The organism is Rhizobium croatiense (assembly GCF_019793465.1).
Classification (GTDB): Bacteria; Pseudomonadota; Alphaproteobacteria; order Rhizobiales; family Rhizobiaceae; genus Rhizobium; species Rhizobium croatiense.
In genome coordinates this window covers 1-16,653 of sequence record NZ_JAILYJ010000010.1, presented here as the reverse complement: position 1 = coordinate 16,653, position 16,653 = coordinate 1, and the positions used below count along the sequence as shown (strand labels likewise).

Sequence of the window (16,653 nt, the reverse complement as noted above, 5' to 3'; positions counted from 1 at the left end):
AAAAGCCCTCGTCAGAAATCCAGATCGGCATAGTGCGAAACCGGGGTCAGGCCGCGCACGCGCTCGGTCAGCATCGGCCGGAAGGAGGGGCGCGACTTTAGCCGCTGATACCATTCCTTGACGACAGGGGCATCGGCCCAGTCGATTTCGCCGAGATAATCGAGGATCGAGATCGAGGCGGCGGCAGCGAGATCGGCATAGCTCATCCGTTCGCCTGCCAACCATTGGCGCGACCCGGCGAGCCAGGTCAGATAACGCATATGCTGGCGGATATTCGCGCGGGCCGTGCGCAAAATCTTCGAATCCGGTGCTCCGCCGCCCTGATCGGCGGTCATCTGCAACTTGTAGACACGCTCGCGCGCGAGCGGCTTGGTCACGTCGTTTTCCATTTTCTGCATGAACCATTCGGCCAGCCGGCGAATTTCCGCCCGCTGGAAAGGGTCCTCGGCAAGGAGCCGCCGGTCGCGCTTCAACACGCCGTGCGTCTCGTCCAGATATTCGGAAATGACGCTTGCGCCGCAGAGCGCGCGCATGCTGTCGTCGACATAGACCGGCAGCGTGCCGGCCGGATTGAGCGCCAGAAAATCCCGGCGCTTCTCCCACGTCTGCTCCTCGATCAGATCCGCCTGATAGCCGTATTCCGCCAGGATTAGCCGGACGAAGCGAGATGCGGATGACATGGGATGATGATAAAGCGTGGGCATCGATACTCGGGCTTTATGATTGCTGTTACAGGACTTTGCGGCAGCTCGTTTATAGCGCCCTAGTCATGACTCATTGGTTGAAGCTATAGGAGCTTGGCCCGGCCAATACAAGCGAATCGGCTTTCACGCCATCTGACAAGGGACAAACAACCGTCTTGCGAATGAGGATAGATGCAGCGCCTGATCGGCTCAAGCGCAGTTCAAGTCCGACTGACCTTTAAACCGGAGACAATTTATGGACTATATCAATGCCGCCATTCTTGGGGTCGTCGAGGGGATCACCGAGTTTCTGCCGATCTCGAGCACCGGCCATCTCATCATTGTGGAGCAATGGCTTGGCCACCGGTCGGACATGTTCAACATCGTCATCCAGGCGGGCGCCATCCTGGCCGTCACCATCATTTACTGGCGCCGCCTGCTGGATCTGGTGCTGGGCTGGCGCGAGCCGCAGAACCGCGACTATGCCGCCAAGCTGATCGTCGCCTTTCTCATCACCGCAATCCTCGGCTTCGTCGTCAAGAGACTCGGCTATGAATTGCCGGAGACCGCGACGCCGATCGCCTGGGCGTTGATCATCGGCGGCATCTGGATGATTTTTGCCGAATGGGCCGCTGCCCGTAAGCCGCCCCATAAAGAGGTCACCTGGCTCGTCGCCATCCTGGTCGGCATCGCCCAGATCGTTGCCGGCGTCTTCCCGGGAACGTCACGCTCCGGCGCCACGATTTTCGTCGCCATGCTGGCCGGCACCGGCAATCGCGCCGCGGCGACCGAATTCGCCTTTCTCGTCGGCATTCCGACCATGTATGCGGCGAGCGGTTATGAACTGCTGAAAACCTTCAAGGACGGGGGCGCGGCAGGCGAAGACTGGACGGCGCTCGCCATCGCCTTCGTTGTTTCCACGATCGTCGCCTTCATCGCCGTCAAATGGCTGCTCGCCTATATCAGGAGCAACCGTTTCACCCTGTTCGCGATCTACCGCATCATTCTCGGCGTGCTGCTGCTCGGCATGGCCGCCACCGGCCTGATCGGCTGAGCCATTTCCACCGCATTGCATTCGCGCATCTCCCAGGCGCGAATGCAATCGCCTGCCGGGTGTCGCGAACTGAATTGAGGTCGGGGCGCAAACTGCCTGCTGGCAATATCTGAGAGAGTGGCGTCCGCTGCTTTTCAAGCGGGTAAGACGGGGCGGTCATTGGAAGCGTCCTGATTCAGACGCTCCGGCCGCTGTTTGTCTTTATGAGACCGGCGCCGAGGCCCGGCCTTTCGTCAATGGTTGATCGAAGCCGTCGAGCAAGGATCGACGCCGTAGGCCGGCGAGCAGCCGCCTTTTACCGCTGCGACCGAACCGGACGCGACGAAGGAGCCTGCAAGGATAACCAGCGCCGCACACGCAAACAGGAGCGCGATTGACTTGCCCATCGAGTATTGCCTTTCACAGTGATTTCCGCACGCTTTCGCAGGCGTCGAGTCCATTGGAGACGCGCGGGGTTTGGTAGTCAGTGGAATGGCAAATAGCAATAAACGTTCCTGCTAAATTTGGCGTTAATTCCACAAAATTTCCGCTGCGTCTTTTATGCAACTGCACTTGATGTGATCGGCACAACAACATTTCAAACTTGCGCCGGCTTTGCTTCAAACAAACACGAAAAAACGCCGTCCGCGGGATACGCGAACGGCGTTGCGTCGAAGGCTCGAATTGCTCAGGCGGCCTTGCCGGAGCCGGTATATTGGCCGTGCGGGCGATACTGCACCAGATAGGAATCGAGCACGGACGCCGGCATGGTGGGTGCGATGCCGAGACCCTTCAGGGTGCGGCCTTCCGCTTCGGCTTCTGCCGAAACAACGTTGTCGCGCTTCAGCAGGCGCACTTGATCCGGCGTGATCGGTGGCGTCACGAAGGGGACCAGGGAAGCGATGCTGCCGATTAGCGACGCCACGCCGAAGGGCAGGGAGATGAACGAGTTCTTGCGGCGCGTCGCCTTCAGCATCATCTCGAGACATTCGCGGAAGCTCAGCACCTCCGGCCCGCCAAGCTCATAGACCTTGCCGCCGGCGACCTTGCCGTCGACGGCGCGGGCGACGGCCTCGGCGACATCCTCGACATACACAGGCTGGAATTTCGTCTTGCCGCCGCCGACCAGCGGCAGGACCGGCGACATGCGGGCCATGTCGGCAAACTTGTTGAAGAAGCTGTCTTCCGGCCCGAAGACGATCGAGGGACGGAAGATCACCGCATCGGGCTTGATGGAAAGGATGGCGGTTTCGGCGCGGCCCTTGGTGCGGCCATAGTCCGAATCGGAATTGGCATTGGCGCCGATCGCCGAAATATGGGCGAGGCTCGCGCCGGCATTGCGCGCCGCCTCGGCGACTGCGCGGCCGCCGAATTCCTGCACCGCGTCGAAGGTATTGCGGCCGGTCTCGTGCAGAATGCCGACGCAGTTGACGACGTGGCTTGCACCGTCGACTGCGCGGTCGATCGAGTTGCGATAACGCAGGTTCGCCTGAACGACGGAGATCTGGCCGACATTGCCGAGCGGCTGCAGGAAACCGGCGAGATCCGGGCGGCGCACGGCGACACGGATGCGATAACCGCGCTTGGCCAGCGCCCCAACAACGTGCCTGCCCACGAAGCCGGACCCTCCGAACACGGTGACGAGCGGCGGCAGGTTGGCAAGGGTCATGGCAGGCTCCTCGAAAGGCTGTGCGGGATGCTGTATCGGCTCCGTCTTAGCTCAATCCCGGCGTGACGGGAAGGCCCATCGCGCCCGTGAGTTTTGCGGGTGCGAAGTCGTTCAGACGCCTTCAACGACGACCATTTCCGCATCCGCCGCTTCCTGGCGAATTTTGGCGGCGATCTGGTATTCCGGCGAGTTGTAGCAGTCGACGGCATGCTGCATCGACGGGAATTCGATCACGACATTGCGGGCGCGGGACCTTCCTTCGAGCTCGGTGATCGCGCCGCCGCGCGCCAGGAAATTCGCGCCGTATTTTTCGAAGGCGGGCTTGGCCGCCGCCACATAATCCTTGTAGCGCTCGGCATCGCGAACATCGACGCGGGCGATCCAATATCCCTTGGCCATGATCTTCTCCCTTTGGTTCTCGTCAGCGGTTTGCCGGCCAGAGCGCGCCCACCATTTCGTTGAGGACGGCGCGGGCGGCCTTTCTGGGATCGGGCGCCTTGACGATCGGACGGGCAACGACGAGGTGGGTCGCCCCCGCCTTCAATGCGTCGAAAGGCGTCATCACCCGCTTCTGATCGCCATGGTCGCTACCATCAGGGCGAATGCCGGGGGTGACGATTGCCATGTCGGAGCCGACGATCTCGCGCACTTCGGCCGCTTCCGCCGCCGAGCAGACGATGCCGCCCATGCCGGCGGCGCGCGCCTGTGCGGCGCGGCGCAGCACCAGGCTGTGCGGATCCTGGCTATAGCCGGCCTCGGCAAGGTCCTCGGCATCCATCGACGTCAGTACCGTCACGCCGAGCAGACAGAGGCCGGAGCCGGCCGCGGCCTCGACCGCCGCCCGCATCGCTTTGGGATAAGCATGCAGCGTCAGCATCGACATGCCCATCCTAGCGATGTTTTCGACGCCCGAGGCGACAGTGTTGTCGATGTCGAGCAGCTTCATGTCGAGAAAGATCTTCTTGCCGCTTGCGGCAAGGTCACGGGCGAATTCCAGCCCGCCGGCAAAAACCAGCTGATAGCCGATCTTGTAGAAGAGAATGTCGTCGCCGAGCGTGGAAACCAGTTTTTCCGCCTCACCGACCGTCGGAACATCCAGGCCGACGATCAACCGCTCGCGTGCGTCCATTTCTGCTCACCCCCGCCAGTCTTCGATGGGTGTCCAGTCGCATGATAAGCGGCGATCCGCAAGGCCGAAAGCATAGAGATTGCCGCCGCCGCCCGGCTGGTCGCGGTCGCGAGAAATCGGCCTGCCGGCCAGATGACATTTGAGCAGCGTGCCGACGCCGCCATGGCCGACGAAGGCGATCGGCGCTGCCGCATCATGCGTGGCAAGAACAGCGTCGACCGCCTCGACGATGCGAGCCTGCGCGTCGACGGCGCGCTCCCAGCCCTTGAAGCTTGCTTCCGGGTGAGCAAAGAACCAGTCGGCCGCCTCTTCGAATTGCGGCGGCGGCAGGAAGCCGGTGGCCGAACGGTCGTTCTCATGCATGCCGTCGACGATCTCGATCGTCACGCCGGAGGCTTCCGCCAGGATTTCGGCCGTCTCGATCGCCTTGGTCTCGTCGCTGGAGACGATGCGCCGCAATTGCCTGGCCCAGCCCCTCTCGGCCGCTTTGCGGGCACGCGCCGCGCCGACCTCGGAAAGCCCCCATTTCGGCACCGGCACGTTCGGATCGATCCTGACCTGCGGATGGGTGATATAGAGCCCGAACATCTCAGCCGCGCTTATAGATCCAGAGCTGCGCCGGCGGAATGTTGCGCATGACGAAGTCGAAATGCTGAATATGGTAGCGATCGGGATTGGCGGCGATCGGCGAGATCGCGCCGTAGGAGATCTGCACCACCGGCCGGCCGGGCGGCAGGCGGTCGAGCAGGCTTTCCAGCAGCGCGACGCGCATCGCCATCGGGAAGTTCAGCAGCGGAATGCAGGAGATGACGCAATCGAAGGTCTGGTCGGCGAAGGCGCCAAGCGTCGTCTGGAGATCGAAGGCGTCGCCGTTGATGAAGTGCACGCCGGGATAGGTTCGCAGCAGGTGCTGGTGGAAATCAGTCGAATATTCGATCGCCACCAGATTGTCCGGCTTCACGCCGCGGCCGAGGATCGCTTTGGTGATGGCGCCCGTGCCGGGGCCGAGTTCGAGGACCGGCAAACCCGAATGCATATCGATGACGCTGGCCATGCGCTTGGCGGTGATCGACGAGGTCGGCACGATCGAGCCCACCGTCTTCGGTCCCTGCATCATGCCGCGGAAGAAGCGGATTTCCTCATCGAATCTCTTCCCGAAATGTTCCTTCACCTTGACCCTTAAGCGCATTCTCCACCCATCCGCACGTTAATCGACTGTGTTAATATGCTGCTTGTCGCTCCCGCGACAAGGATTTTCGCAAAGAGGACATCGGCATCAACAGCTCATGCAGCCGGTCGGTCGGAACGAGGCATGAGATCGGCAAGCCTTTCGATAAGGTGAGCGGCGTCGACGGGCGCGCGCAGCTTCTTGTCGGTGTTGTCGAAATAGAGATAGACGTCGCGGCCCTTCTTGCGCGACGGCAGGGGCGCAAGCACCCGCGTCGCATTCTCAGGTTCTCCGCCCTGTGCCCAGGCGCGGACGCGCTCCGCCCACAGATCGAGTGCCTCATCCTCATAGCCACTGACATAGAGTTGCTCGGAACCATGCAGGCGGCAATAGAGGAAGTCGGCGGTGATGTCCATCAACAGCGGCCATTCCACCGTGTCAGCGCAGACGAGGGCGGCATTATGGCGCCTGAGCATGTCGATGAAGGCGGGCGAGCGGAAGCTGTCGTGGCGAATCTCGAGCGCGTGGCGGATCGGCTGGCACTCATCGCTCTTGAGCCAGGCGCGTCCCTTGACGTGCCCGTCATGACGCTTGGCGAGCGCTGTCGCTGCTTCCCCGTCGCGCGGCAGCAGCGACAGGAAATTTTCGAACAGATCGGGATCGAAGGCCATGTTCGGCGGGAACTGCCAGAGGATCGGCCCGAGCTTGGGGCCGAGCCGCAGCAGGCCGGAGGCGAGAAAATTGGCGAGCGCCGTTTCGATATCCCTGAGCCGCAGCATGTGGGTGATGAAGCGCGGACCCTTGACCGCGAAGACGAAATCCTCCGGCGTCTCGTCGCGCCAGCGGCCGAAGCTTTCGGACCTCTGCAGACTGTAGAAGGTGCCATTGATCTCGATCGACGGGAAGTGGCGGGCGGCGTAAGAAAGCTCCTGCTTCTGCGGCAGATCTTCCGGGTAGAACTGCCCGCGCCAGGGCGCATAGGTCCAGCCGGATATGCCGATGCGCACAGTTCCCGTCTTTTTCATCAGGAGATCCTCCCGTTTTGACAGGAGGAAAACAATGGCAGGCGGCCTTCGTTCCCGTCAGACGCGCATCGGCATCAGCACGTAAAGCGCATCGTCGCCGGCCGTATCGCGGATCAGCGTCGGCGAGCCGGCATCGGCCAGCAGGAAGATCGCTTCCTCGCCGGAAAGCTGCGCGGTGATGTCGAGCAAGTATTTGGCATTGAAGCCGATTTCCATCGCATCCGTGTCGTAGCCGACGGCGACTTCTTCCGTGGCGCTGCCGGAATCGGGATTGTTGACGGTCAGCATCAGCTGTCCATCGGAGAGCGCCAGCTTCACGGCGCGGCCGCGCTCGGATGAGATGGTCGAGACGCGGTCGACGGCCTGGGCGAAGCTGGTGCAGTCGACGCGCATTTCCTTGTCGTTGCCGGTCGGGATGACGCGCTGATAGTCAGGGAAGGTGCCGTCGATCAGCTTCGAGGTCAGCACGATCGAGCCGATCGTCATGCGGATCTTGGCGTCGGAAACTTCGACCGTGACGATCGCTTCCGGGTTGTCGACCAGCTTCTGCAGTTCGCCGACCGTCTTGCGCGGAATGATGATGCCGGGCATGCCCTCGGAGCCCGAGGGCGCATCGACATCGGCGCGCGCCAGCCGGTGGCCGTCGGTCGCGACCGCCCTGAGCTTCAGCTCGCCGTTGCTCTCGATCGTGTGGAAGAAGATGCCGTTAAGGTAATACCGCGTCTCTTCCGTCGAAATCGCGAACTGCGTGCGGTCGATCAGCATCTTCAGATCGGTCGCCTTCAGCTTGAAGGAATGGGTGAAGGTGCCGGCGGTCAGATCCGGGAAATCGGATTCCGGCAGGCACTGCAGCGAGAATTTCGAGCGGCCGGACTGCACCGTCATCGAGCCGCCGTCGGTGCTGGTCGCCAGCAGCACTTCCGAGCCGTCGGACAGCTTGCGCACGATATCGTAGAGAAGATGGGCCGGCACGGTCGTGGCGCCCGCCTGTTCGACGCTGGCTGGCGTCGCCTCGGTGATCTCGAGGTCGAGGTCGGTCGCCTTCATGTCGAGGTTCTGGCCGTCGGCCTTGAGCAGTACGTTGGACAGGATCGGGATCGTATTGCGACGTTCGACCACGCGATGGACGTGGTTCAGCGATTTCAACAGGTTTGACCGCTCAATAGTAATACGCATGGGATGCTACCGCTTTCGACCGTGACTGTCCGGGCGCATCGAGCACCCGAAGAATGCTTTCCCGGCCTGACACCGGGGGAGTGGACGGGCAAAATGGCAGACTTCAGCACCGGTTTGCAAGAGGCATGGGCGGTGGGAGGCCCGCATTTCAGGTTTTCCGGAGCAATCCTCACAGAAATCCGAACCCTTGCCGAAGCGGTGCGGCTCGCCCATAAAGGTTCCCGCATAAGGGTTCGACGACGGCGGGACGAAAGCAAACGGCATGAACGAGGAAACGACGGCGGAGGTGGCGACGCGGCGAAGCTTCCGCCTGCATAATATGGCGGTGCCGGCGCGCCCGCTGGAGCCGGCGCTCTATCTCGTCGCCACCCCGATCGGCAATCTCGGCGACATCACGCTGCGCGCGCTGGAAACGCTGGCCGGCGCCGACGTTCTCGCCTGCGAGGATACGCGCGTCACCCGCGTTCTGCTCGACCGCTACGGCATCCAGAATCGTCCTTTCGCCTATCACGAGCACAATGCCGATGAGGCCGGACCGCGCCTCATCCAGGCGCTGGAGGCCGGCCGCTCGGTGGCGCTGGTGTCGGATGCCGGCACGCCTTTGGTTTCCGACCCCGGCTATCGGCTGGCGCAGCAGGCGATCGCAGCCGGTTATCGTGTCGTCCCCATCCCCGGCGCCTCGGCGCCGCTTGCAGCCCTTGTCGGCTCCGGCCTGCCGAACGACGCCTTCCTCTTCGCCGGTTTTCTGCCGGCCAAGGATAAGGCCCGTCGCGACCGCCTCGGCGAACTTGCCGCAGCCCCCGCGACGCTGATCTTCTTTGAATCGCCGCATCGCATCGGCGCCACGCTTCTCGCTGCCGCCGATGTACTGGGCGGCACGCGGCCGGCCTCCGTCTGCCGCGAGCTGACCAAGACCTATGAGGAGTTCCGCCGTGGCACGCTGGCCGAGCTCGCCGCCCATTACCGGGAGGTGGACAACGTCAAGGGCGAGATCGTTCTCGTCGTCGCTCCGCCGCAGCCGGTGGAAACGCCGGAGGCCGACGTCGAGGCCGTGCTGGCCGATCTCTCGAAGACGATGCCGACCGCAAAGGCCGCCACCGAGGCCGCCCGTCTCACCGGCCTGCCGCGCAAGGCGCTCTATCAGCGCCTGCTGGAAATGAAGGGCGCCGATGGGCGATAACGACCTCACCGCCATCAGAAGAAAGGCGCTGCGCCGCGGCCTGATGTCGGAATATGTCGCCGCCGTCTTCCTGATGTTGAAAGGCTACCGCATCCTGGCGCTGCGCCACCGCACCCGGCTCGGCGAGATCGATATCGTCGCCCGCAAGGGCGATCTCGCCGTCTTCGTCGAGGTCAAGGCCCGCCATGGCGAGGCGGCGGCCGTCGACGCCGTCTCCGCCGCCGCGCAGAAGCGGATACGGGCGGCAAGCGATCTCTGGCTCGCCCGCCAGGCCGATCAGGCCCGTCTCTCCCAGCGCTACGATATCGTCGCGGTCACGCCCGGCCGGCTGCCGCGCCACTTTCCGGACGCCTTTTAGCGCTTTCTGGTTTTGCCGGGCTTTCGGATCGCTAAAATTTTAGCTCCGGTTTGAACCGGCTTCTTACGACTCTCTGCTATCGCAATCGCCGTAGGGGTAACGATTGGGGGTTGTTTCATGGCCTGGAAGCTGATGTTTGCAAGTGCGGTCGCCATGGCCGTGCGTTCGGTGCCTTATGCCGTGGCGAAGCCGGCCGGCAAATCCTTCATCGCCCATGCAAGCGACCTGCTGCCGCTCAAATCGACGCCGATCAATCCGGACTGGATTATCAGCGGCAATCCTGAGGCGCGCACCGCCGAACATTCGCGCGGCCATGACGAGGCCTCGCTGACGGCGATCTGGGACTGCACATCAGGCGAATTCCGCTGGTTTTTCGGCTGGGACGAGACGGTGATGATCCTCGAAGGCGAGGTCCATATCACCGCCGAGGACGGCACCGAACGAACCTTGTGCGCCGGCGACGTCGCCTTCTTCGCCGGCGGAACCTGGGCAAGCTGGCGCGTCGACAATTACGTCCGCAAGGTCGCCTTCCTGCGCAAGCCCTTCCCGAAGCCCCTGGCGATCGCCTATCGTCTGCGCAACCTGCTGCGCAACAACGGCAACCAGGGGATCGCCGCCTGACCACCGGTGGCGGCGGCAAGGCTTGATTGACCGTTGCGTTTGATACCGGGCCAACCTACATCTGTCCGGCATTCAGCGAGGGACGGAAATGGCCAAAATCACCAATGTAGCGGTCCAGATGGATCATGTCGCCGGCATCAATATCGCAGGTGACTCCACCTTCGCCATGAGCCTGGAAGCCCAGGCGCGCGGCTACCGGCTGTTCCATTACACTCCCGACCGGCTGAGCTTCCGCGACGGCAAGCTCTTTGCCAGCGTCGAGCCGATGCTGCTGCGCGACGTCAAGGGCGATCATTTCGAGCTCGGCGCGCCCGAGCGCGTCGATCTCTCCACCATGGATGTCGTGCTGCTGCGCCAGGATCCGCCCTTCGACATGGCCTATATCACCTCGACGCATCTGCTCGAGCGCATCCACCCGAAGACGCTCGTCGTCAACGATCCGGCCTGGGTGCGCAATTCGCCGGAGAAGATCTTCGTCACCGAATTTTCCGACCTGATGCCCAAGACGCTGATCACCAAGGACCCGGCCGAAATCCGCCGCTTCCGCGACGAGATGGGCGACATCATCCTGAAGCCGCTCTACGGCAATGGCGGCGCCGGCGTCTTCCATTCGACCCGCGACGACCGCAATCTCTCCTCGCTGCTCGAAATGTTCGGCCAGATGTTCCGCGAGCCCTTCATCGCCCAGCAATATCTGCCCGACGTGCGCAAGGGCGACAAGCGCATCATCCTGGTCGACGGCCAATTCGCCGGCGCCATCAACCGCGTCCCGGCCGAGCATGACAGCCGCTCCAACATGCATGTCGGCGGCCGCGCCGAGGCGACCGAGCTGACGCCGCGCGAAAAGGAAATCTGCGAGCGCATCGGCCCGGCATTGCGTGAGCGCGGCTTCCTGCTCGTCGGCATCGACGTGATCGGCGATTACATGACCGAGATCAACGTCACCTCGCCGACCGGCATCCGCGAGGTCAGGAAGTTCGGCGGCGCCGACATAGCAAGCCTGCTTTGGGATGCGATTGAGCGCAAGCGCGGATGAGGCCGGCTACAACCAATGCTTAACGCTCGTCGATCTCGAGCCGAGGAGCCGGGGCCGGGCCAGTTTAATGGCCTGAGAATCTGAGCGCTCGCTCGCCTTCGCTGGAGATCGCAGCGAACGCCGGCGGCCGGCGGCGCGGTTGGTGTGACGCTTGAATTCCAACGTTCATTATTAGTTAAACAGCACGTACTAAATTTAGGAACTCACTTACCATATCCCGAGGTTCATCGCCTGCCCTGAAAATAATTGCCATGGAGCGAAATACATGCGCAGGCCCACCGTCAGAACTTCGTTGATCGTCATCAACTTGGCGTTCGCGCTCATTTTTCTTACCTTTGCATCGTTTTCGCTCAGCAGTATTCGGCAGGTAAATCAGGACACGACTGCTATTGCCAAGAACTGGCTGCCGAGTGTTTTCGTGGTCCGCAACATGCAATATCAACTTCAGAAGATGAAGTTCGCCTATGCCAACCACATCATGTCGATCAGCGACGAAGCGATCGCCTCTGCTGAAAAGCAGGTTTCCTTCCAGAAGCAAGAACTCGGGAACGCGATCGAAGCCTACCGGGCGCTCATATCGTCTTCACGAGAAAAACAGTTGTTGGATCTGATCCAAAAAGGGGCGGCAGAGTACGCAAAGGCTGCCGAACCGATGCTGGAAAGGTCCCGCCGAAACGACAATGACGCGGCGAAAGTCATCTTCTACCAGAACATGGAGCCGATCGTAGAGAATGTCGAAAAGGAAGCGGGCGAGCTGTTGAGCATCAACGTAAGCGGATCCGATGCCTCTTACGAGAGTAGCAAGTCTACCTATTCGACAATTCTCTGGAGCACATGGGCTTTGGTCGCATTGGTGCTCACAGTCGTCGTCGGGGCGATCGCATATGTAGCCATTCAAATCTCTCGTCCTATCAAGACCATTACCAGTTCGATGACTGGGCTGGCTGCAGGTGACACGGATTCAGCTATTCCCTATGCCGACCGCAGGGACGAAATTGGCTCCATGGCGGGTGCTGTCGAGGTATTCCGGCAGACAGCGCTTGCCAAGATCAAGGCCGATGAGGATATGGAGAATAATCGCTCGCTGACGGAGACCGAACGGCAGAGGCGGGAGCAAATAGATCACGCCAGGGCTGCGGCCATGGCCAAGGCTACTCACGGGTTGGCGGCGAGCCTGAAGAGGGTCGCAAGTGGCGATCTTACGATCCAGATCAGCGAACCATTCGATGCGGATTTTGAGGCACTGCGAAACGATTTCAACAGCGCTGTCGCACAACTTTGCCGCACGCTTGGTAAAGTGGCGGGATCAACAGTCAATATCGATGCCGGATCGAGCGAGATCGCCAACAGTGCAAACGATCTCGCCAAGCGCACTGAACAGCAGGCTGCGGCATTGGAACAGACTGCCGCTGCACTGGATGAGATCACCGCGAACGTCGCATCGTCGTCCAAGCGCGCCGATGAAGCGCGCAATGTTGCGACCCAAGCAAACGCCAGTGCCACCAATTCCAGCGAGATCGTCCGTCAGACGGTACAGGCGATGAGCCGGATCGAGCAATCATCCAACCAAATATCGAGCATCATCGGTGTCATCGATGAGATTGCCTTCCAGACAAACCTCCTTGCCCTCAACGCTGGGGTCGAGGCGGCCCGAGCTGGCGAGGCAGGCAAGGGATTCGCCGTCGTTGCCCAGGAAGTCCGCGAACTGGCCCAGCGCTCTGCGCAAGCCGCCAAGGAGATCAAGGCGCTCATTCAAACTTCGAGTGGCGAAGTGGCGACGGGTGTCGACCTCGTATCGAAAACCGGTGACGCCTTGAGGCAGATCGGCGAACTGGTGGTTGCAATGAACCAGCACGTCGATGCGATTGCAGTGTCATCACGCGAGCAGTCCCTCGGTCTCGCTGAGATCAACACCGCCGTCAACAGCCTCGACCAAACGACCCAACAGAACGCAGCCATGGTCGAGGAGGCCAGCGCGGCGTCAGCGGCGCTTGCCAATGAAAGCGCCGCATTGCAAGAGTTGATCAGCCAGTTCAATGTGAGCGCTCCAGCAACTGAACGCGCCTACGCGTTACGAAAGACGGGCTGAACCGTCGGCTTTTTGGCTCCGCGGATGAGGCGAGACAGCCCGCACGAGTGACTGAAATTTGAAAGCACGTTCGGCCCCGAGGTCGAGACCGACAATCTCTGAACGCCGCCCACCGGCATAGCCGACCAGCAGCATCGCGCGGTCCCGTAGACCGCCCAGGGAGCCGCGATCGAATGTTTCGATCTTGGCGATGATGTCCTCGGCCATCACCGCTTCCTTTGGACGGGAGGGCGGGCGTGGCTGTTGCGGATGCCTGCCATCACTGTAGCGATATGGTGGTCGAGCGGCATGCCGCGTTGGGTATAGTTCCGTGAAAGCGACGAGGACGGGCGACGTTCGACGGGGGACACAGAATTCGGCCTTGCGCTGCGTTCTACCGCTCCGGAGGCGCAGGCGGTAATCTAGAGGCCGAGCGTCCGCGGATGCGTGGGAGGCGAGTGTGAGGTTTGAAGGCCGGCGCCCGCAGCGTCTCGACATCCCGGTCGGTGAGCAGCTCGGCCAACTCGGCGCCGCTCGAAGGCGGTCAGCGATCTCTTGGGTTTGGCCACGGACGCTCCAGATGGCGGGTTTCGGCGGCCGTGTCGGCCATGCTTTGCTGTGATCCTTGCTGATTTGCGGCTCGAAATCAATTTACCATCGATAACCGCACTTGCCGCTGATTATCTGCCTGCGTTCTTTTATCGTTCTTGTTTTATTCCGGGTTCCATGCCAGATTGCAACCGCTGGCTTTCAACGGCCACAGGGGCGTCTATAAGAGTTTGCAGGACAAGGTGGGCATATGGTCGCGCGTATCAGCACGGTGGCATTTCAGGGCATAGAAGGCGTGCCGGTGGAGGTTCAGGTCATGGTCGCGCCGGGCAAGCTCGGCATGCAGATCGTCGGCCTGCCCGACAAGGCGGTGGCCGAAAGCCGCGAGCGGGTGCAGGCCGCCCTTCACGCCTCCGGTCTGGCGCTGCCGGCAAAGCGCGTCACCGTCAATCTGGCGCCGGCCGATCTGCCGAAAGAGGGCTCGCATTTCGACCTGCCGATCGCACTCGCGTTGATGGCGGCGCTTGGCGCCATTCCCGCCGATGCGCTGTCGGATTATGTCGTCGTCGGCGAACTCAATCTCGACGGCACGATCGCCGCGATCGCAGGTGCGCTGCCGGCCGCCATCGGCGCCAATGCGCTCGGCAAGGGGCTTGTCTGCCCGGCCGAAAGCGGCGCCGAAGCCGCCTGGGCCGGCGCCGAGGTCAATATTCTGGCACCCCGCAGCCTGATCGCCCTTGCCAATCATTTCCGCGGCACCCAGGTCCTGTCGCGGCCGGAGGCGTCGATCCGCGCCAATGCCGCCAACCTGCCGGATCTTGCCGAGATCAAGGGCCAGGAAAGCGCCAAGCGCGCCCTCGAAGTGGCGGCCGCCGGCGGCCATAATCTCCTGATGGTCGGTCCTCCCGGCTCCGGCAAGTCGATGCTGGCGGCAAGGCTGCCGTCGATCCTGCCGCCGCTTTCGGCCGCCGAACTGCTTGAAGTCTCGATGGTCCATTCGATCGCCGGTGAGCTTTCCGGTGGCAAGCTGTCCGATCGCCGCCCCTTCCGCACGCCGCATCATTCCGCCACCATGGCCGCCCTCGTCGGCGGCGGCCTGCGCGCCCGTCCCGGCGAAGCCTCGCTTGCCCATCACGGCGTGCTTTTTCTCGACGAATTTCCCGAATTCACGCCGCAGGCGCTCGATGCGCTGCGCCAGCCGCTCGAAGGCGGCGAATGCGTCATTGCCCGTGCCAATCACCGCGTTTCCTATCCGGCGAAATTCCAGCTGATAGCCGCGATGAACCCCTGCCGCTGCGGCATGGCCGGCGAGCCCGGCCACACCTGCGCCCGCGGCCCGCGCTGCATGAGCGATTACCAGGCCCGCATCTCCGGCCCGCTGATGGACCGCATCGATATCCGCATCGACGTGCCGGCCGTCTCCGCCGCCGATCTCATCCGGCCGATGGCGGCTGAGGCCAGCGCCGACGTCGCCCGCCGCGTCGCCCGCGCCCGCGAACGCCAGCAAGAGCGGTTCGAGACCGCCGGCGCCAAGGGCATCGGCACCAATGCCCGCTGCTCCACCGCGATGATTGAGAAACTCGCCGAACCCGACGCCAGCGGCTTGCAGCTCTTACGCGACGCCGCCGAAAAAATGAAATTCTCCGCCCGCGGCTACCACCGCGTCCTCAAGGTCGCCCGCACGCTGGCCGATCTCGATGACAAACCGACCGTCGGCCGCCTGCATCTGGCTGAGGCGATTTCCTACCGGATCGTTGGCGAGAGGCTGACGGCGGCGGCGTAGGAAGGGGGACAGTCGAGCGCCCTGACAAGCGGGTTCCGAAAGCCGCGAGCGCGTGCGGACGGCCGTTCACGCCTTCGGTCTGGCGCTGCAGGGGCAAGCGTTTCGAGCAAAGGACTCCACATGGGAACACCTAACATTCCGATCTCGTTGATAGCAGTTGCGAAAGAAGTGTGCGCACCTTGCGCTCGCGCTTCTCCGTTCCGACCACATCTGATAGACGTTTTCGACGCCATGAAATGTGAAAGACCGCACTATGGAAATAATTAGAGGATCGGCGAAAAAGCCAGTTTCTGCGGAGCGACTCATTGAGGTCATTGAGCAAAATTTCCGGAATTCCGAGGGCGTGCTCTACATCGGCTATCCGATACTCTCGACCGTCGATGAAGCGGTATCAGTGGACGCTTTGCTAATTTCTCCCCAACACGGCGTGGTCGCGATTCAATTGGTCGAGGGCAAGGATGCTGGTAACTACGCCGACGTCCAGGATGAAATTGCCAGCCTTTTGGACGCCAAGTTCCGTCAACACAAAGCTCTACGAAGTGCGAGAAGATTGCTCGTTGAGCCATATACTCTTACTTTCGCCCCTCTGCTAGGTGCGGCTGAAGATGATAATGGTTACATCATAGCAAACGAAGGGTCGTTTGTTGATGATGTAAGCCAATTCAAGTGGGAAAATCCGGAGCTATATACAACTGTACTATCAATAATACAGTCCATTTCCAGCATTCGCCGAAATCGTCGCCGCCGTTCACCCTCGCGCGAAAATACTCACGGTGCAGCACTTCAAGCCTTGGAAGACTCAATTGCGAACCTCGACCAACGTCAGAGCAAAGCGGTTATCGAAACCGTAAAGGGAGTGCAGCGTATCCGAGGTCTAGCTGGTTCTGGTAAGACCATCATCCTTGCACTCAAGGCTGCTTACCTCCACTCTCAGAATCCGGATTGGAAGATCGCCGTTACGTTTAATACCCGGTCACTTAAGGACCAGTTCAACCGGTTGATCGAGACGTTTGTGGTGGAGCAAACCGGAGAGCGCCCGAACGAAAATTGACCTGCCACTGAACTTTCATCCGGCGACGATTAGAGCCTCGGCAGTTTTGGATACGCCAAATGGCGCGGTGTGAGCAACCGGCGGAAACGCGAAGCTTTCATCATGCGCAGCGTTGGAGCCGGTT

17 protein-coding genes and 1 pseudogene are annotated in these 16,653 nt (G+C 61.8%); 8 read left to right on the top strand and 10 right to left on the bottom strand.

Annotated elements, in window-relative coordinates:
- Positions 1 to 11: 11 nt before the first annotated feature.
- Positions 12 to 704, bottom strand: coding sequence for a glutathione S-transferase family protein (locus K6M89_RS17070; RefSeq protein ID WP_097579452.1), 693 nt, complete (start codon positions 702 to 704; stop codon positions 12 to 14).
- Positions 705 to 939: 235 nt separating this feature from the next.
- Here K6M89_RS17070 and K6M89_RS17065 point away from each other — a divergent pair, with 235 nt between their 5' ends.
- The gene (locus K6M89_RS17065) at positions 940 to 1,737 is read left to right on the top strand and encodes an undecaprenyl-diphosphate phosphatase (RefSeq protein WP_222140246.1); all 798 of its coding nucleotides are present in this window, start codon (positions 940 to 942) and stop codon (positions 1,735 to 1,737) included.
- Between the two features lie 233 nt (positions 1,738 to 1,970).
- Here the strand turns inward: K6M89_RS17065 and K6M89_RS17060 are convergent, their stop codons facing one another.
- The 8 genes from K6M89_RS17060 to dnaN all read right to left on the bottom strand — a co-directional run bounded on the left by K6M89_RS17060 (position 1,971) and on the right by dnaN (position 7,883).
- Positions 1,971 to 2,123 (bottom strand): hypothetical protein, encoded by a 153-nt coding sequence (locus tag K6M89_RS17060; protein WP_096771293.1) that lies wholly within the window; start codon positions 2,121 to 2,123, stop codon positions 1,971 to 1,973.
- A 281-nt stretch (positions 2,124 to 2,404) separates the two neighbouring features.
- Positions 2,405 to 3,385 (bottom strand): complex I NDUFA9 subunit family protein, encoded by a 981-nt coding sequence (locus tag K6M89_RS17055; protein ID WP_097579456.1) that lies wholly within the window; start codon positions 3,383 to 3,385, stop codon positions 2,405 to 2,407.
- 111 nt (positions 3,386 to 3,496) lie between these two features.
- Positions 3,497 to 3,784 carry a DUF1330 domain-containing protein gene (locus K6M89_RS17050; protein WP_222140245.1) on the bottom strand — a complete coding sequence of 96 codons (288 nt, stop codon included), beginning with the start codon at positions 3,782 to 3,784 and terminating at the stop codon, positions 3,497 to 3,499.
- 22 nt (positions 3,785 to 3,806) lie between these two features.
- Complete coding sequence (gene pyrF, locus K6M89_RS17045; protein ID WP_222140244.1) at positions 3,807 to 4,514, bottom strand: orotidine-5'-phosphate decarboxylase; 708 nt, start codon at positions 4,512 to 4,514, stop codon at positions 3,807 to 3,809.
- 6 nt (positions 4,515 to 4,520) lie between these two features.
- Entirely contained in the window at positions 4,521 to 5,102 is a 582-nt protein-coding gene (locus K6M89_RS17040; RefSeq protein WP_222140243.1) for a histidine phosphatase family protein, read from the bottom strand.
- Position 5,103: 1 nt separating this feature from the next.
- Positions 5,104 to 5,703: a phospholipid N-methyltransferase PmtA gene (gene pmtA / locus K6M89_RS17035; protein ID WP_097579460.1), complete on the bottom strand. Its 600-nt coding sequence runs from the start codon at positions 5,701 to 5,703 to the stop codon at positions 5,104 to 5,106.
- 95 nt (positions 5,704 to 5,798) lie between these two features.
- Complete coding sequence (locus tag K6M89_RS17030) at positions 5,799 to 6,710, bottom strand: DUF72 domain-containing protein (RefSeq protein ID WP_222140406.1); 912 nt, start codon at positions 6,708 to 6,710, stop codon at positions 5,799 to 5,801.
- Between the two features lie 54 nt (positions 6,711 to 6,764).
- Positions 6,765 to 7,883 carry a DNA polymerase III subunit beta gene (gene dnaN, locus K6M89_RS17025; protein WP_222140242.1) on the bottom strand — a complete coding sequence of 373 codons (1,119 nt, stop codon included), beginning with the start codon at positions 7,881 to 7,883 and terminating at the stop codon, positions 6,765 to 6,767.
- A 262-nt stretch (positions 7,884 to 8,145) separates the two neighbouring features.
- On the opposite strand from dnaN, the gene rsmI reads away from it, so the two are divergent.
- The 5 genes from rsmI (at position 8,146) to K6M89_RS17000 (ending at position 13,167) form a co-directional block, all read left to right on the top strand.
- On the top strand, positions 8,146 to 9,063 hold the full coding sequence (gene rsmI / locus K6M89_RS17020; protein WP_222140241.1) for a 16S rRNA (cytidine(1402)-2'-O)-methyltransferase: 918 nt from the start codon (positions 8,146 to 8,148) through the stop codon (positions 9,061 to 9,063).
- Positions 9,053 to 9,421 (top strand): YraN family protein, encoded by a 369-nt coding sequence (locus K6M89_RS17015; protein WP_097579465.1) that lies wholly within the window; start codon positions 9,053 to 9,055, stop codon positions 9,419 to 9,421. Before rsmI ends, K6M89_RS17015 begins: the two co-directional genes overlap by 11 nt.
- A 117-nt stretch (positions 9,422 to 9,538) precedes the next feature.
- Positions 9,539 to 10,042 carry a cupin domain-containing protein gene (locus K6M89_RS17010; RefSeq protein ID WP_097579466.1) on the top strand — a complete coding sequence of 168 codons (504 nt, stop codon included), beginning with the start codon at positions 9,539 to 9,541 and terminating at the stop codon, positions 10,040 to 10,042.
- Between the two features lie 88 nt (positions 10,043 to 10,130).
- Positions 10,131 to 11,078: a glutathione synthase gene (gshB, locus tag K6M89_RS17005; RefSeq protein ID WP_097579467.1), complete on the top strand. Its 948-nt coding sequence runs from the start codon at positions 10,131 to 10,133 to the stop codon at positions 11,076 to 11,078.
- 265 nt (positions 11,079 to 11,343) lie between these two features.
- Entirely contained in the window at positions 11,344 to 13,167 is a 1,824-nt protein-coding gene (locus K6M89_RS17000) for a HAMP domain-containing methyl-accepting chemotaxis protein (protein ID WP_222140240.1), read from the top strand.
- A gap of 66 nt (positions 13,168 to 13,233) precedes the next feature.
- Here the strand turns inward: K6M89_RS17000 and K6M89_RS16995 are convergent.
- Positions 13,234 to 13,598: pseudogene (locus K6M89_RS16995) on the bottom strand (integrase); the annotation flags it as partial.
- A gap of 347 nt (positions 13,599 to 13,945) precedes the next feature.
- Here K6M89_RS16995 and K6M89_RS16990 point away from each other — a divergent pair.
- Positions 13,946 to 15,478, top strand: coding sequence for a YifB family Mg chelatase-like AAA ATPase (locus tag K6M89_RS16990; RefSeq protein ID WP_222140239.1), 1,533 nt, complete (start codon positions 13,946 to 13,948; stop codon positions 15,476 to 15,478).
- Positions 15,479 to 15,731: 253 nt separating this feature from the next.
- Positions 15,732 to 16,529 carry a hypothetical protein gene (locus K6M89_RS16985; RefSeq protein ID WP_222140238.1) on the top strand — a complete coding sequence of 266 codons (798 nt, stop codon included), beginning with the start codon at positions 15,732 to 15,734 and terminating at the stop codon, positions 16,527 to 16,529.
- Positions 16,530 to 16,653: the final 124 nt, after the last annotated feature.

Bases quoted from the DNA above. Each gene is read 5' to 3' on its own strand.
- K6M89_RS17070 (WP_097579452.1), bottom strand. From the start codon at position 704: ATGCCCACGCTTTATCATCATCCCATGTCATCCGCATCTCGCTTCGTC.
- K6M89_RS17065 (WP_222140246.1), top strand. From the start codon at position 940: ATGGACTATATCAATGCCGCCATTCTTGGGGTCGTCGAGGGGATCACC.
- K6M89_RS17060 (WP_096771293.1), bottom strand. From the start codon at position 2,123: ATGGGCAAGTCAATCGCGCTCCTGTTTGCGTGTGCGGCGCTGGTTATC.
- K6M89_RS17055 (WP_097579456.1), bottom strand. From the start codon at position 3,385: ATGACCCTTGCCAACCTGCCGCCGCTCGTCACCGTGTTCGGAGGGTCC.
- K6M89_RS17050 (WP_222140245.1), bottom strand. From the start codon at position 3,784: ATGGCCAAGGGATATTGGATCGCCCGCGTCGATGTTCGCGATGCCGAG.
- pyrF (WP_222140244.1), bottom strand. From the start codon at position 4,514: ATGGACGCACGCGAGCGGTTGATCGTCGGCCTGGATGTTCCGACGGTC.
- K6M89_RS17040 (WP_222140243.1), bottom strand. From the start codon at position 5,102: ATGTTCGGGCTCTATATCACCCATCCGCAGGTCAGGATCGATCCGAAC.
- pmtA (WP_097579460.1), bottom strand. From the start codon at position 5,703: ATGCGCTTAAGGGTCAAGGTGAAGGAACATTTCGGGAAGAGATTCGAT.
- dnaN (WP_222140242.1), bottom strand. From the start codon at position 7,883: ATGCGTATTACTATTGAGCGGTCAAACCTGTTGAAATCGCTGAACCAC.
- rsmI (WP_222140241.1), top strand. From the start codon at position 8,146: ATGAACGAGGAAACGACGGCGGAGGTGGCGACGCGGCGAAGCTTCCGC.
- K6M89_RS17015 (WP_097579465.1), top strand. From the start codon at position 9,053: ATGGGCGATAACGACCTCACCGCCATCAGAAGAAAGGCGCTGCGCCGC.
- K6M89_RS17010 (WP_097579466.1), top strand. From the start codon at position 9,539: ATGGCCTGGAAGCTGATGTTTGCAAGTGCGGTCGCCATGGCCGTGCGT.
- gshB (WP_097579467.1), top strand. From the start codon at position 10,131: ATGGCCAAAATCACCAATGTAGCGGTCCAGATGGATCATGTCGCCGGC.
- K6M89_RS17000 (WP_222140240.1), top strand. From the start codon at position 11,344: ATGCGCAGGCCCACCGTCAGAACTTCGTTGATCGTCATCAACTTGGCG.
- K6M89_RS16990 (WP_222140239.1), top strand. From the start codon at position 13,946: ATGGTCGCGCGTATCAGCACGGTGGCATTTCAGGGCATAGAAGGCGTG.
- K6M89_RS16985 (WP_222140238.1), top strand. From the start codon at position 15,732: ATGGAAATAATTAGAGGATCGGCGAAAAAGCCAGTTTCTGCGGAGCGA.